Annotated in this window: 11 protein-coding genes, 1 pseudogene and 1 other annotated feature; of the genes and pseudogenes, 5 read left to right on the top strand and 7 right to left on the bottom strand. The window is 61.5% G+C overall.

Features of this window, described 5'->3' with window-relative positions:
- The first annotated feature begins 4 nt into the window (after positions 1 to 4).
- The 4 genes from prfA to QZ329_RS01845 all read left to right on the top strand — a co-directional run bounded on the left by prfA (position 5) and on the right by QZ329_RS01845 (position 4,518).
- Positions 5 to 1,066, top strand: a complete 1,062-nt coding sequence (prfA, locus tag QZ329_RS01860; RefSeq protein WP_295747730.1) for a peptide chain release factor 1 — start codon at positions 5 to 7, stop codon at positions 1,064 to 1,066.
- Positions 1,063 to 1,341, top strand: a complete 279-nt coding sequence (locus QZ329_RS01855; RefSeq protein ID WP_295747728.1) for a hypothetical protein — start codon at positions 1,063 to 1,065, stop codon at positions 1,339 to 1,341. The genes prfA and QZ329_RS01855 overlap by 4 nt, the downstream gene beginning before the upstream one ends.
- Before the next feature lie 11 nt (positions 1,342 to 1,352).
- On the top strand, positions 1,353 to 3,014 hold the full coding sequence (locus QZ329_RS01850; protein ID WP_295747725.1) for an L-threonylcarbamoyladenylate synthase: 1,662 nt from the start codon (positions 1,353 to 1,355) through the stop codon (positions 3,012 to 3,014).
- Between the two features lie 97 nt (positions 3,015 to 3,111).
- The gene (locus QZ329_RS01845; RefSeq protein WP_295747722.1) at positions 3,112 to 4,518 is read left to right on the top strand and encodes an aminopeptidase; all 1,407 of its coding nucleotides are present in this window, start codon (positions 3,112 to 3,114) and stop codon (positions 4,516 to 4,518) included.
- 57 nt (positions 4,519 to 4,575) lie between these two features.
- Here the strand turns inward: QZ329_RS01845 and QZ329_RS01840 are convergent, their stop codons facing one another.
- The 6 genes from QZ329_RS01840 to QZ329_RS01815 form a co-directional block, all read right to left on the bottom strand.
- Positions 4,576 to 5,715 (bottom strand): S-layer homology domain-containing protein, encoded by a 1,140-nt coding sequence (locus tag QZ329_RS01840; protein WP_295747719.1) that lies wholly within the window; start codon positions 5,713 to 5,715, stop codon positions 4,576 to 4,578.
- Between the two features lie 107 nt (positions 5,716 to 5,822).
- Complete coding sequence (locus tag QZ329_RS01835) at positions 5,823 to 6,623, bottom strand: LytTR family DNA-binding domain-containing protein (protein WP_295747717.1); 801 nt, start codon at positions 6,621 to 6,623, stop codon at positions 5,823 to 5,825.
- Positions 6,624 to 6,846: 223 nt separating this feature from the next.
- Positions 6,847 to 8,052, bottom strand: coding sequence for a hypothetical protein (locus QZ329_RS01830; RefSeq protein ID WP_295747715.1), 1,206 nt, complete (start codon positions 8,050 to 8,052; stop codon positions 6,847 to 6,849).
- Between the two features lie 36 nt (positions 8,053 to 8,088).
- On the bottom strand, positions 8,089 to 8,568 hold the full coding sequence (locus QZ329_RS01825) for a type II toxin-antitoxin system antitoxin SocA domain-containing protein (RefSeq protein WP_295747712.1): 480 nt from the start codon (positions 8,566 to 8,568) through the stop codon (positions 8,089 to 8,091).
- A gap of 377 nt (positions 8,569 to 8,945) precedes the next feature.
- Positions 8,946 to 9,085: a sequence feature (ribosomal protein L10 leader region), on the bottom strand.
- A gap of 201 nt (positions 9,086 to 9,286) precedes the next feature.
- A complete protein-coding gene (locus tag QZ329_RS01820) occupies positions 9,287 to 10,396 on the bottom strand; it encodes a KamA family radical SAM protein (RefSeq protein WP_295747709.1) in 1,110 nt (369 codons plus the stop codon).
- Positions 10,397 to 10,704: 308 nt separating this feature from the next.
- The gene (locus QZ329_RS01815) at positions 10,705 to 13,749 is read right to left on the bottom strand and encodes a hypothetical protein (protein WP_295747707.1); all 3,045 of its coding nucleotides are present in this window, start codon (positions 13,747 to 13,749) and stop codon (positions 10,705 to 10,707) included.
- A 228-nt stretch (positions 13,750 to 13,977) separates the two neighbouring features.
- Between QZ329_RS01815 and QZ329_RS01810 the strand changes: the two genes are divergently transcribed.
- The gene (locus QZ329_RS01810) at positions 13,978 to 14,817 is read left to right on the top strand and encodes a DegV family protein (protein WP_295747705.1); all 840 of its coding nucleotides are present in this window, start codon (positions 13,978 to 13,980) and stop codon (positions 14,815 to 14,817) included.
- A 62-nt stretch (positions 14,818 to 14,879) separates the two neighbouring features.
- On the opposite strand, the pseudogene QZ329_RS01805 reads toward QZ329_RS01810, so the two are convergent.
- A pseudogene (locus QZ329_RS01805) lies at positions 14,880 to 15,314 on the bottom strand (CvpA family protein); the annotation flags it as partial.

Here is a 15,314-nt window from a genome sequence, read left to right as displayed (position 1 = left end):
CTCTATGCTGGAAAGACTAAAAGAAGTGGTTCTGCGGCAGGAGGACCTGGAGGCCCAGCTGTCGGACCCCGCCGTATACGCCGGGGACGGACGGCTGGCAGCCATCCGGCGGGAGCTGAAGGAGCTGACGCCGGTAGCGGAAGCCGCCCGGGCTCTGGAGGCGGCGGAGCGCCGCCGGGAGGAGGCGGAGGCCCTGCTCCGGGACCCGGAGCTGAAGTCCCTGGCCCAGGAGGAGCTGGCCGCCGCCAAGGCGGAGGCGGAGCGCCTTCGGGAGGAGCTGAAGCGCCTGCTTCTGCCCCGGGACCCCAACGATGACCGGAACGTCATCCTGGAAATCCGCGCCGGCGTGGGCGGCGAGGAGGCGGCTCTCTTCGCCGGGGAGCTTCTGCGGATGTACACCATGTACGCCCAGCGCCGGGGCTGGCGGACGGAGGTCCTCAGCGCCAACGAGACGGAGCTGGGGGGCGTGAAGGAGTGCGGCGTGCTGATCGAGGGGGAGGGTGTCTACTCCCGCTTGAAGTTTGAAAGCGGCGTCCATCAGGTGAAGCGGGTGCCGGAGACGGAGTCCAGCGGACGCATCCAGACCAGTACCGCCACCGTGGCCGTGATGCCGGAGGCGGAGGAGGTGGACGTGGAGATCGACCTCCGGGATTTGCAGATTGACACCTACCGCTCCTCTGGCGCGGGGGGTCAGCATGTGAACAAGACGGAGTCCGCGATCCGCATTACGCACCTGCCCACGGGCACGGTGGTGACCTGCCAGGACGAGCGGAGCCAGTATAAGAATAAGGATAAGGCTCTGCGGGTTCTCCGGTCTCGGCTCTATCAACAAGAGCGGGAGAAGCAGGACGCCGCCGCCGCGTCCCAGCGCCGGAGTCAGGTGGGCGGCGCGTGGCGCAGCGAGAAGGTGCGGACCTACCGCTTCCTGCAAAGTCAGGTGGTGGAACACCGAATTGGCCTGACGGTGTACCGGCTGAACGCCGTGCTGGACGGCGATTTGGATGAGATTGTGGACGCGCTGGCGGCGGCGGATCAGGCGGAGCGTCTGAAAGGCGGTGGGGAGTGAGCAAGATTGTGCGGCGTCTGGCCCGGGCGGCGGGCGCGGTTCTGACGGCGGTCCTGACCGGGCTGGAGACGCTGCTGGCCTGGAGCTGGCTGCGGGGGACGCTGTATGTGGCGCGGTACGGCAGAGCGGAGAATCCCTATGCCGCAGAGGACGCGGAAGTCGCGGGAATCTGCGCCCTGGTCCTTTTGCCGCTGTGCGTGGGAGCTCTGGCCTGGGCGGCGTATGAAATGGTTTTGTGGTGGAAAACGCGGGCGGTAGCCCGCCGGAAGAGATAGAGGCGAAGAACATGCAGACAATTTATTATGACTTGCGGGACACTAAGGGACAGCAGAAGGAGATCGAGGACAAGATTTCCGCTGCGGCCAAAATCCTTCGGGAAGGGGGTCTGGTGGGCATCCCCACAGAGACGGTTTACGGCCTGGGGGCCGACGGGACCAATCCCGCTGCTGTCCGGCGCATCTTTGAGGTGAAGGGGCGGCCCCAGGACAATCCCCTGATTCTTCATGTCACCGGAGCGCAGTGGCTGCCCCGGTACTGTGCGGATATCCCCCCGGTGGCCTATACCCTGGCGCGGAAGTTCTGGCCGGGCCCTCTGACCATGGTGCTCAAGCGCCAGCCCACCGTTCCCGATGAGACCACAGCGGGACTGGACACCGTAGGCGTCCGCTGTCCCAACCATCCCGTCACCCTGGCCATCATCCGGGAGGCGGGCATGGCCATCGCCGCCCCCAGCGCCAACACCTCCGGCCGCCCCAGCTGCACCACGGCCCAGGACGTGTTGGAGGACGTGGGAGACCGGGTGGACATGATCGTGGACGGAGGGCCCTGCATGGTGGGGGTGGAGTCCACCGTACTGGACCTGACTCGGGAGCCTCCCCGGCTTCTCCGGCCCGGCGGACTGCCGGTGGAGGACATCGAGCAGCTGATCGGCCACATTGATGTGGACCGGGCGGTGACGTCCTCCCTGCGGCCGGAGGAGCGTCCCGGCGCCCCGGGCATGAAATACCGCCATTATGCGCCCAAGGCATCGGTGACGGTGATCACCGGCGCGCCCCTAGCCTCCGCCAAGGAGATCGAGCGGCGGGTGGGGCCCACTTCCGGCGTCATCTGCTTCGACGAGTACGCCCACCTCTTTCCCAAGCAGCTGGTCCGCTCCCTGGGACCCAGCAGCGACAAGACTCTTCAGGCTCAGCGGGTATTTGAGGCGCTGCGGAGCTTTGACAGCAGCGAGGTGACGGAAATTTTCGCCCAGTGCCCGGATAACCGGGGCCTGGGGCTGGCCATCGGAAACCGGCTGAAAAAGGCGGCGGGCTTCCACGTCATTGACGCGGACAGCAAGCGGGTCATTCTGGGGCTCACCGGCGGCACCGGCGCGGGAAAGACCAGCGCCCTGAACGCCCTGCGGGACCTGGGGGGCTCGGTGATTGACTGTGACGCGGTGTATCACAAGATTCTCAACGGCAGCGACGAGTTTAAAAACGCCATCAACGAGAAATTCCCCGGTGTATTCAACGCCGCCGGGGAGCTGAACCGCCGGAAGCTGGGGGAGGAGGTTTTCGCCAAGCGGGACCGCCTGGACCAGCTCAACGCCATTGTGTTCCGCTTCCTGGTGCCGGTGCTGGAGCGTTTGGTGGAGTCCGTCGACGGACTCTGCGCCCTGGACGCCGTGAATCTCTTTGAGAGCGGGCTGGACCGCCTCTGCGACCGTACGATAGCCGTGACGGCCCCCACGGAGCTGCGGGTGAAGCGCATTATGGCCAGGGACGGCATCTCCGAGCAGTACGCCCGCCTGCGCATCAACGCCCAGAAGCAGGACGAGTACTACCGGGGAAAGTGCGACTGCGAGCTGAACAACGCCACTGAGTCCCCAGAGGAGTTCCGCAAGGAGTCCCATCTCTTCTTCGAGCGTCTGGTGGAGTCTATTATGGAGGAGAAGCGGCGCGGATAGAGGCTTCCCCCTGTGCGTTTGCCGCGAAGACCTCCCCGAAAGGGGAAGGTCCGCATACTGCGATGTTGTTTCATCATCAATAAGGAGGCAGGATTTTATGGAAAAATCCCCGTACAAGGAGCTGAAAGAGCAGCTTCTGTCCAGTAAGAAGAATGGCTATGATCTTCTCTCCGACGCCGGCAAGGCGGCCATGGAGGAGTACTGCGCCGGGTATAAGGCGTTTCTGGACGCGGGCAAGACAGAGCGGCTCTGCGCCGCCGAGGCCGTCCGCCTGGCGGAGGCCAGGGGCTACCGGCCTTACAGCGCCGGCATGGAGGTCAAGGCGGGAGACAAGGTCTACGTCTGCAACCGGGGTAAGGCGGTCATGCTGGCCCACATCGGTCAGAAGTCCATGGCCCAGGGTATCCAGCTGGCGGCGGCCCACATCGACTCGCCCCGTCTGGACCTGAAGCCCAATCCCCTTTACGAGGACAGCGAGCTGGCCTATTTCAAGACCCACTATTACGGCGGCATCCGCAAGTACCAGTGGGTGACGATTCCCCTGGCCCTCCACGGCGTGGCGGCGCTGAAGGACGGAAGGAAGGTGACGGTCCGTATCGGCGAGGATGAGGGAGAGCCCCGGCTGGTCATCACGGACCTCCTGCCGCACCTGGGAGCCGCCCAGAATAAAAAACCTTTGGCGGAGGCCATCCCCGGCGAGACGCTGAATCTGCTTTTGGGCAGCCGCCCCCTTCCCGGAGAGGAGGAATCCGGAAGGGTGAAGCTGGCGGTGATGCAGCTGCTTCATGAGAAGTACGGCATTGTGGAAGACGATTTGACCTCTGCCGAGCTGGAGGCCGTCCCGGCGGTAAAGGCCTGTGACATCGGCCTGGACCGCTCCCTCATCGGCGCTTACGGCCATGACGACCGGGTCTGCGCCTATGCCGCGCTGCGGGCCCTGCTGGACTTGGAGGATACGCCGGTGAAGACCGCCGTCTGCATTCTGGCGGACAAAGAGGAGATCGGCTCCGACGGCGTGACGGGGATGCAGTCCAGCGCCTTCGACACATTTGTGGAGGACCTCTGCGCCGTCCAGGGCACGACTTTGCGGACCTGTTTCGCCAACTCCTTCTGCCTCAGCGCCGATGTGACGGCGGCCTACGACCCCAATTTCGCCGACGTCTTTGATAAGCGCAACGGCGCTCAGCTGAACTATGGCGTGGGCCTTTGCAAGTACACGGGAGCCCGGGGGAAGTCCGGGGCCTCCGACGCTGACGCGGAAACTGTGGCCTATGTCCGGCGGCTCTTTGACGGGGCGGGGGTCATCTGGCAGATTTCCGAGCTTGGAAAGGTGGACGCCGGGGGCGGCGGCACCGTGGCCATGTATATGGCCAACCGGAACATCAACACCCTGGACGCCGGGGTGCCGGTGCTGAGCATGCACGCCCCCTTCGAGACGGTGGCGAAGCTGGACTGCTATGAGACCTATCGAGGCATGAAGGCGGTCTATCAGGCGGAAAACTGAGCAGAAGCAAGACGGGCTGTGCCAGTGCGGCACAGCCCGTTTCATCTTCTTTTTGCTTTACAGATTGTAGCTGACCTCGCAGCTGAGTTGATAGTCTTCCAGCCGCTCATAGGTAAAGCCGCCTTTTGTCTCCGCAAATTTCATTCTCCAGGAGACCACGCCGTCCATCCGGTTGTCCTCTTCCTCCTGCGCTTCGAAAACGGGCTCCGTCAGATCGCCGCTGGTGTCAGAGAAGCGGTAATCCTGATGCTCGCCCTCCCAGGGGATGATGTCGGCAAAAGCCTCGTCCCAGCGAAGGCGGGTGAACATATAGCCCGCGCCGGGTTTTTCCGGGTCGTCAAACCGGACGGAATAGCTGCACGCCTGAAAGAGGGGGAAGGGAACCTTGACGGTGAAGACCGCCTCATAAGAGGAGTAGATGTCCACTGTGACGCTTGCGGGATATACGCCGTCGCTGGTGAACTCACTGCCGTCCAGTCCCAAGGAATAGGCCTTGCCCTGGCCGGTGAGGGTCCGCAGGGGGCGAGCTTCTTCCTCCGGCTCCTGGAAAGGCTGCTCCAGCGGAATATCCGCCTCTTCCGGCGTCTGAAAATGTTCCGGCTGGCCGGTCTCGTTCAGACAGCGGTAAAGGAATGTGGCAATCTGCCCCCGGGTGCAGGCCTCGCCGGGAGAGAAGGTGGCCTCCGCAGTGCCGGAGGTAATGCCCTGCTCCACGGCCCAGGCCACGGCCTGGGCATAGTCCGCGCTGGGGGATACGTCGGTGAAAGCGCCGGGAGCGCTGGCGGCGGGGGACCCGGCATAGCGCCACAGGAAGCCCATGGCGGTGCCCCGGTCACAGGGCGCGGAGGGGTCGAAATAGAGAACGCCAGAGGCGGTTTTGCCCTCCAGAATGCCCGCCTCATAGGCCCAGCGGATGGCCTTCAGAAAGTCCGGGTTGAGGGAAGAGGAGGTGTCCGGGTTTTCCGTCTCCGCCTCGGGAGAGCCGGCGGCCCGCCATAGGAAGGTGAGAATCTGCCCCTGCGTGCAAAGCGCGTCGGGGGAGAAGGTATCCTCCGTGGTGCCGGTGGTGATGCCCCTCTCCACAGCCCAAGCGATGGGCGCGGCGTAATACAGTCCCTCGTCCACATCCGAGAAGGCGGAGACCGAACCCGTAAGCAGGGACAAAGACAGGATCAGGACGGCCAGAGTTCGTTTCATCTTGGGCACCTCGCTTTCAAATATTCTACGCCCTATTTTAAGATATTTTTCCTCGTCTGACAAGCCCTGTTTTGAAAAAACCAGAATTTGCATGAAAGAACGCTTTGCTAAAAGGTGCTTTTCCAATTGGTAATTTTCCGCTCCAGGTCGGATTTCACCTGCATATAGGAGTGGAAAGGAACAGGGAGGATTTCTCCGGTGATCAGCGTGACCTCATAGCGCCGGATGGAGATGACATACCGGGTGTTCACCGTGTAGCAGCGGTGTATGGGACAGAAGTCCTCCGGCAGGATGGCGTTGATCTCGTTGATGGACAGGTCGCACTGAATCAGTTTGTCCACGCAGAACAGCTCCGTCCGCCGGTTTTTGCTTTGGATGTAGAGAATCATGTGGGGCTGGACGAAAAGGGAGGTGTTCCTGCATGGAATGGACAGCCGCTTTTCCTGCCGCGCGTCCAGCAGCAGGTCCCGGATAAATTGATAGGCAGACAGTTCCATCACCGGGGCCTTCTCCTCCTCCGGAGAGGGATGGCAGGATTTAAAATGAGTCTGAAGCAGCACCAATTTGGTCTCCGTGCCGATAAGCTGGTACAGGAAGGTGTTCATGGCGGAGAATTCCCCCCGTTCCCTGCCGGGCACACCCACGTCCAGCTGAGAGACCACCGCGGAACAGCGGGGCGTGAGAGACAGGGGGAGATATTCCTCCGTATAGAGATAGCACGGAAGACGCGGGGTAATATTTTGAAAATAAGAGCGAATGGCGTCTCCGCCGATGATCAGACGGTCTCCGGTACCCATCCATATGCTCTTGGCGCAAAGGTGAGAGAGCCAGGGTTTCGGGTCGCCGGCATAGTAGCTTCTGGTAATTTGGCGGGTCAGTTCCACTGTATCTTCCAGCTTCGCTTTCATCGCACGCTCCCTCCTAATGACATGACGGCGTCGCTGATTGTTATATTTTTAGCATATTACATATAGCATATAGCAAAATGGAGAAAAACGCAAGAGAAAAGGAAGAAGATGTTATTTCAAGTGCGAATTTTTTTATATTAGGGGCAAAATGAAAGCCGGGAAAAGGGGGAGAACGAGAAAAGCGGGGCGGCTGCACCGTCCCGCTTGCGTCCGTTTTGGGAAATCAGGGTTTTACAGCGGCGTCCTTACGTCCCTCGTACAGGGCTTCCACCATTTCCACCCGATCGCTGAGCGCGGAAATCTGCCGGCGGAGTTCCAGATCCTCCTCCGTGGAGCTGCCGCCGTTTGGCTCCGCCGCTGCCGCCGCCTTCAATTTGGAATTCCGGGACATGAGAACGAGTGCGGCAAAGAGAAAACCAACGAACAGCGCGGCCATGAGGAACATGGCGCTAAAAACCCGGAAGTGGTGGTTCAAAAAGAACTGGTCGATCCGGCATCCCAGGTAACTGCAGAAAAAATACCATAGTCCCAGGATGAAATACGCGGAGAAAAATACCAGATTCAAAAGCACGACATAGGGATAACGAAGCCAGATTCGATTCGGCAGCCGGCAATGCTGCCGGAAGGCATTGGGACACGAGCCGCAATCCATTTGACGGCTGAAGTGACAGTGACAGGCCAGCGTGTAGTTGGTCAATTTGGAAATGAGATACATCAGCAGGAAAATGACATTCAGCAGAATGTGCCCCATCAGCAGACACACGGATAGATTCAGCGTCGGGAAATCAGGGTTTTGGTGCTTGTTGAAAATCAGGCTCAGATAGCAGCCCACTACCGCTACCACAATGGCGATGAACACGCCTAACGTAGTGAGCATGTTGGGAATAATGCCCTCGGCGGCGTGCTGGGCGTTCACAGTCTCGATCTTCAGCTGCGCCATTTTTTTCCGAAGGGTGTAGGCTGCTTCCGCGTATTGTTTTGACTGCTTCAGCGCTTCCTGTATATCTTCGTAGGATTCCTGTTCGGCCTCCATTCTGCGGGCCTCTATGGAGCGGGTTTCCTCCGGTTTTTCATTCAGCATCTGCCGGACTTTTTCCTGGAGCTCTGTCAGCGACCGGCGGCAAAAATTCTGAAATTCCGCATTGGACAGGAAGGCTTGAATGCCGGAGAAAGAAGCGGTATCTTCCAAGGAGCCGTCCCGGTGTTCCAAACGCTCCAGCATATCGCTTGCGAGACTGCAGTTGCGCCCGAATTCTTCCTGAATATGATTGCTGTTTAGGTCGCTCCAGATAATTTGATCTGCCAGGGATTGGCGCCCTTCGTAAATCTCATAGCTGAGGGTGAGGAAACGGTCTATGGTGGAAAACGGTTCTCCATTCAAATCCAGCCATGCGGCTCCCATCAAGCTCGTGAGCGCATTCGTATCCATTCTCTCTCTATCCTACCTTTTTATAAAACTGCGGCGTTATCCGGCCTGCGGCAGGGAGCGGTCGTTTGTCATGCTTTCTCGGGTAATTTCGGGGTCTTTGGTCTGGGCGGATTCCCTCCTCGCCTTAAGGTACGGAGTTGAATTCTTCGTAAGCTGGATGAGTTCCTCCGTGGATTTTTTCCCAAATTCCTCTAATGTGCGGTTCAGAATATCTCTCCGCGCGACAGAGGGGGGGACGAAATCGTCAGCCTCCCGGGAAAAGCGGTCTTTAATCAGACCAAAGCCGCGTTTGGCGGGAATACTCTTTATGCCGTCCACATAGGGACCACAGCGGCAGGCCCAGATTTTGTCTCTGAACAAACTGCGCTTGTGGGTTTTCAGCATAGCGCATTGACTCAAATACAAAAGCTTGTGAAGCTTCATAGAGTCCATATAATAGCGCGAGTCTTCCGTTTTTTCCGCCAGCTCAATGGACATGTTGACCATGTCCATTGCCGCGTCAATCGCAAAGCACATAACGGTTCGCCTCCTCTCTCCTTTTTGCAGGAATACCCTCTCTTCGATTCATGTTCTTCCTCCTGTCTCTATTCTAACACGAATTTGCCGGTTTAGCAAGCGGCTAAGTGAAAATCGTATATATTTCCGGGGCCGGGACTCTAAAAATTGTGGCAAGAGCGGAAAAAAGAAGAGGTGCTCAAGGAGATAAATTTCCCCAGATATAGCGTGTTTTTCCGGATGGTGCCTGGATAGAAAACGGTCTTTTGGAGTGAGGAGGCCCCACGCTATTTTACGCGCCGCCGTCTCTTAGAATGCGTGTCCGCCGGAGATATACCAGACCGGGCGAGAAAAACGGTTTTGCAGGGAAAGGAATTTTTCATGCATTTTTTGCCGACGGACAAAATAAAAAACGTCTCCATGTCCAAAGACAATTGGAGACGAAAAACAGCAGAAATGGGGGATGCTGATTGCTGTCCTCGGCGGGATTTACGGGCGGAGCCCCACCAGCTGTCTTTGGAAGGCAGGATTTATTATAGTGGGACTTCCGGAAAAAGTCAATCCCCCAAAGGGCTTTTGGCTCCGTTTTTTTCCAGTGAATTCCACCACGCCGGCAATGGCATGGGCGGCGGAGGACGTGAGGGCCCCGCGGCGCAGGGCGGAAGACTTCGGCGTTTCGCGCGAACGCACGGCAGGGCTTGAACCCTGCCGCACGTTTACATTCTCCCTCGTTCCTATTTTATACGCCCTGGAGCTCCTTGTCCAGCCAGGTGTCCGTGGGGGACAGGCGGACGGAGAAGGGCCGGGCGCTGTCCTCCGCGTACTTGCTCTGGTGGAATTTGAACAGCGTCTCCCCGTCCGGCATCCGGCAAACCACCTCGATCTTGCCCCGGGGGTGGCTCATGGCATAGCGCACCGCCTTGCCGATGCCGTTCAGGCGGGACTTGGCCTCGTCCACAATCCGCAGGCCGTCGGCCAGGGGAACCTGGAAGCGGCCCTTGACGCCGGTGACCGGGCGGCACTGGAAGATGTAGTAGGGCATGACTCCCAGCCGGGTCAGGCCGGAGAGAAGAGCGGCCAAGATCTCGCCGCTGTCGTTGACGCCCCGGGTCAAAACGGTCTGGTTCCGCACGGGGACGCCTCGCTCAATCATGGCCCGGATGGCCCGAGCCGCCTGCTCCGTCAGCTCTCTGGGGTGGTTGAAGTGGGTGACGAGGAAGAGGGCTTTCCGCTTTCCGTACTTTTCGAACAGGTCCAGGAATTCCTCGTCGCCGTAAATACGCTCCGGCAGCGTCACCGGCACCCGAGAGCCAAAGCGGATGAAGTCCAGGTGATCGATGGCGGTGAGTTCCCGGAGATAGCGTTCCAGAATATGGTTGGGATTCATAAAGGCGTCGCCTCCGGAGACCAGAACGTTGTTGATCTCCCGGTGTTCCGACACGTAGGCCACCGCCTCATCCACCCGTTTGTTCAGCTCCGCGTCGGAGAGGCCCACCATACGCTTGCGGAAGCAGTGGCGGCAGTACATGGCGCACTGATTGGTGGATAGCAGCAGGGCCGTCTGGGCGTATTTGTGCTGCAAGCCCTCGATCTTGGTGTTGTCCGCCTCGCCGCTGGTGTCCTGGGAACCCCCGGCCTCCAGCTCGGCCAGGGAGGGAACGCACATCCGGGCAATGGGGTCTTCCGGGTTCGTTGGGTCCACCAGGGACAGGTAATAGGGCGGAATCAGCATGGGATACCGCCGGATGACCTCGCTGTACCGGGCGGTTTCCTCCGGCGTCCATCCCAGGATGGGCGCCAGCTGTTCTGCGGTTCGGAATCCGTCTCTCCATTCGTTCTGCCAGCTCATATGCCGCTACCACCTTTCTAAAGATTGTAAAAAAAGCGCGAAAAGGCGCGGGCCCGGTCCTGACCATCCGGCTCCCGCGCTTTACATAAACGTTGTTCTTATCTCAATAAACAAGACCTCTCAAACGATGTTCATATAATATGCCGGACGGCCCTCCCGAGACTTGCGGCAGGTTCTTTGACCCTTGCCGCAAAATGGACTTTTATCTATTATAACCGAAAATGGAAATAAATACAAGCCCAATTTTGTACTAGCCGCCGAGAACGGTGAATTTGTCCCGGTTCGGACCAGGCGGGAGGGAGCTGCCGCTACCGCAGCAGCTGCCGCAGGTCCTCCGTGCCCCGCCGGCCATGGGTGCGCAGAGCCTGGGCGTCGGGGAGAATGGACTGGCGGGTGTCCTCCAGCAGGACCCCGGCGGCGGAGGGGTCCCGCACCGGATTTCCGAAATACCTCTGGGCGCGGAAAAGACCGTTGAAGCTCTGTTCCAGCCGGGTGTACAGCGCGCCGTAGGCGGCCTGAATCTGGGCCACCCAGCGGCGGTCCGCTTCGACGATGTCCTTGGCGGCCTGGGCGCAGGACTGGTCCGACACGCGCAGCGTGTCCAGCCGCAGAACTTTGGAGGAGAGGCGGAACCGGGGCAGGGTGACGGTGTCCTCTCCCATTTGCAGGGGGACGCCGGTCTGCGTCCGGAGTCCGGCGCTTCCGATGTCCGCCGCTCCGGAGACGCGAACCTCCCCGCAGCCGCCGAAGAGGCAGGCTCCGATGTCCGCGCCGGGGTTCCCGCCCTGTGCCTGGACGATCCGGGCGGTTCCAGTGATGAGAATGTCCCCGCAGGCCCCCTGGATACCGGCGCCGATGGCGGCGGCGTGGTAGACGGCCACCGCGGAGATGGCTCCCCCCTGAATGCGGATATCTCCTGCCGGCGCGCCCAAGGCTCCGCCGATGCCGGCCCCGCCGCCGGTTCCTCCGGTGGAGCGGATTGTTCCGCCGGAGATGGTGATGGAGCCCATGAATCCATGCTTCCCCGCGCCGATACCCGCGCCGCCGCCGGCTCCGGAGGCGGTGATCAAGCCGCCGCGAATCAGAATGCGGCTGCGCCGGTCCCGGCCCGCGCCGCTGTCCCGTCCGATGCCCGCGCCGCCGCCGTTTCCGGAGGCCGTCAGGGTTCCGGCGGGGATTCTCCCGTTTTCCGCGGGGTGGCCCCGGTCGATGCACAGGGAGGCGCCGTCTCCCAAGGAGATGCCCGCGCAGCCCGGACCGCTTTCAAAGATGTTGCTGCTTCCGCTTTGCAGCAGAAGCGTCACCTGGTTTTCCCGCCCCAGGCGGAAGGCCCGGCCCTGGGACACCCGGCAGCTTACGCCGTCAAGAGACAGCTCCACGGCGCCGATGCCGTCGGCCAGGGCGATTCTGCCGCTGAAGGGGAGCTGATTGGCGTCTGTTCCCGCGCCGCCGGCGACGGCGGTTACCTGGTCCGTGAGGATGTGAAGGGTGTGGGACTCCTCCTCGTAAACCCAGTCCTGTTCCGGCTCGCCGCCGGTGACGGTAAAGGGATTGGGGTACATGGAAATCTCCTGGAAGGACTCCGCAGGCTGGTCCCAGCGCAGGTAAATGTATCGGGTTCTGGGCCGCCCAAAGCGGTCCCGGCCCCGGATGACGGCGGTGTGAATGGGATATCCGTGAAGGGAGGGGTTCCCCTTTTCCAGCCACAGACGGGCGGAGCCGGCGAGGACGCCTCCCGGAAAGGCGGGTCTGGCGTGCTTTCCGTCCACTGACATGGCGGTGACGGCGCTCCAGCCGGGGAGCAGGGTCTTCCAGATGATGTCGAGGGGGGTGAGGGGTTTGCCCTCCGGCGTTTGAACGCTGACCGCTCTGGCCGGCAAAAAGGCGGGGCCGTCCAAAATCACGGGAAGCGCCAGTTCCTCCGGCGTGCCGTCCGCTCGGGGCTCCAGCACGATGGTTCCTCCGGCGAGGCGCAGAGAGGTGGCTTCCCCGGCGTAAACCCGGCCAAGCCGGACGGTTCCCCCACCGTCCAGGGTGAGGGAAGCGCCCTGCTCCAGGCGGACTTCTTCCATCAGAAGTTCCCCCGCGCTGAATATCCGGACGTCGCCGCGAATGGTCAGCGTGGTGACGGTCATATCCCGGAGCGTGACGGTTCCGGAGCCGGTGAGGAGAAGCGCCTGTCCGCCCTGGCTGGTTCCGAGGATGGAGACATCCTCCGTGCCGCCGATCTCCCATGCGCCGGAGGCGGGGTCGAAGCGCACGCCGGAGAGGTCCCGGCCCGTTGCCTGTCCGTGCTCCAGCTGCATGACGGCGGCCTGGGGGGCGGCGGTCCCCTCCCCGGCGTCCGCGCCGGCCTCCGGTTCCGCGGGCGGGACTTCGGAGCTTTGTAGAGCTGTCAAAAGTCCCGTCATCAAGTCCAGATTCAAATCCTCAATTTCCCCGAGAAGGACGGACAGGGATACGCCGGGCAGCGGGACGGAATCCCCCTCCGACAGCAGCAGCCCGGTGAGGAAGTCCTCCAGCCCCGGAGCCGTGCCGCTGCCGAACTGTTCCTGGAAGTCCTGAAAGCTGGTAAACGCGCCGTTTGTCAGCGTCTCCAGGGCCTCGTCCGGCGAAACGCCCTGGGCCATCGTCTCCAGCAGCTGCCGCAGGCCCTCCATGGCCTGGTCCGGGTCGATTGCCCCGGCGGAGCCGCCGCAGGCAATGACCGCGCCCAGATATAAGACGGCCAGGCGGCTCAAGGCGGGGCTGTCTCCCGGGAGGCGGCCTGTGATGGCGGCCAGCAGCTCCTGTCCGCTGGCGGTTTTGTCCAGTCCCAGGGCCGCGAGGAGGCGCTCCGGCGTCAGGGCGGTTTGGGCGAGCCCTTTCGTCAGCCAGTCGGGAAGCGTTCCCCCGCCGTCCGGAGGGGATTCCCCCGCTATGGCGTACAAAAGGGCGTCTGACCCGGCGTCCACGCCCTCGTCCCCATCCAGAAACAGCGGCGTGCCGCCGCTGGAGGCGGCACGGAGCATCCGGTCAATCCCGTCCCGCAGCCGCTCCAGCTCCGCCTGAAGGGCGGCGCGGTCAGGCGCTCCGTCCCCGGCGGCGGTTTGCGCCAGCTCCGCCATGCGCTCCAGGCTGTCCTGTACCTCCGCCAGCACGACTTCTCCCGTCTGGAGCGTCCGGTGACTTTCCCGGGTGTGATTCTCCGCCTGGCTGAGCCGGGACATCAGATGCTGCAAGGTCTCCGAGACGGTGAATCCCGTCGTCCGGACCGTGCTTTGTCCGGCGCCGGCCTGTTTTTCCGCCTTTTCCACCGCTTGATACCGGGCGGGGGCGGTGCCCCTGCTCCGGCGGATTGCCAGCTCGCCCATTTCAGCGCGCCTCCTTCCAATTCTCTGATTTGGTTTCTCTATATAAACTATCGGCACATCGCCAGGAAAGATAAGCCAAAGCGATTTGGCCAGATTTCACTATGGATTTCCCAGGGGGGCTGTGCTATACTAGCCACATATGCGCAACACCGCCTTGGGCGGAAATTCGAGAGGACATGGCCTGAAACGCCCGCTCCGGCGGCGGTCTCGGACCTGGAAGGAGTTCCCATGATTAAAATTACCACCGACAGCACCTGCGATCTGCCGGAACGGCTGCTGGAGGAATATGACATCACTGTGTTCCCTCTTGGCATCGTGAAGGGAGGAAAGCTGTATCACGACGGGGTGGACATCCGCACGGCGGACATCGCCGCCCATGTGGACGCCGGCGGGGAGATCACCACCACCAACGCCGTCAACGCGGCGGACTATGAGGACGTCTTCCGGGCGCTGGCGGAGCGGTACGACGCTGTTGTCCACATCAACATCGGCAGCGGCTTTTCCTGCTGCTGCCAGAATGCCAAGCTTGCGGCGGAGGAGGTGCCGGAGGTTTACGTGGTGGACTCCGGGAACCTGACCGTGGGCCATGGCATGATGGTTCTGGCGGCGGCGGACGAGGCCCGGAAGGGAAAGTCCGTCACGGAGATTCTGGCGCTGCTGGAGGGCATGGTTTCCAGACTGGAGACCAGCTTTGTGCTGGACCGGCTGGACTATATGAAAAAGGGCGGGCGCTGTTCCGCCGTCACGGCCCTGGGAGCGAACCTGCTGAAATTCCATCCTTGTGTGGAGGTCATCGACGGCAGGATGTCCGTGACGAAAAAGTACCGGGGGAACATCGCCAAGGTGGTGGCGGACTACATTCGCGAGCGGATCCGGGACCGGACGGACCTGGATTTCAGCCGCGTTTTCCTGGTGGACACCTGCCCGGGGGACGAGCTGGCGGGCATCGCCCGGGAGATTATCCAGGAGGACGGCCGTTTTGGCGAGATTTTGGAGGCCAAGGCGGGCTGCACCATCTTCTGTCACTGCGGTCCCAATACCCTGGGGTTGGTTCTTCTGAGAAAATGAATGAATGGGAAACGGCGGGCCGTAAGGCCCGCCGTTTTAGATTGGTCTTCACTTCTTTGGAATCAGTTATCCCAGTCCACGTATTCGAAGCCCGTGGCCGGAACGATGCCGTGGGCGGGGAATTCCGCACTCTCCAGCACGAAGGTGTAGCGGATATGATCCCGGACGTCCAGCAGCACCGCCAGAGGCACCTGCGCCGTATTGAAGTCCAGATAACCCAGACTGTCCTCCATGCGAACATAGAAGTGGGTGTCGCCGCCGATGACCGCGCTGCGGATTTCGGCCACGATGCCCTCCTGCTCCTGGGCGTCCCCGGCGGCGGGCCTCTGCTCTCCTGCGGCGATGAGGCCCGCGTGGGCCAGGGCCTGACGGTAATTGTTTTCGCACTCCGCCAGCGTCTGTCCGGTTTCCACCAGCTGGTACTGCTGGACATTGACCATGGCGTACATTTTCACAAGGCCGTCGTTGCCCTTCAGGGACATGAAATACGTGGGCTG

This window comes from uncultured Oscillibacter sp., assembly GCF_910579365.1.
Taxonomy (GTDB): Bacteria; Bacillota; Clostridia; order Oscillospirales; family Oscillospiraceae; genus Oscillibacter.
The sequence above is the reverse complement of the archived record's forward strand: the minus strand, read 5'-3'. Positions and strand labels throughout refer to the sequence as shown.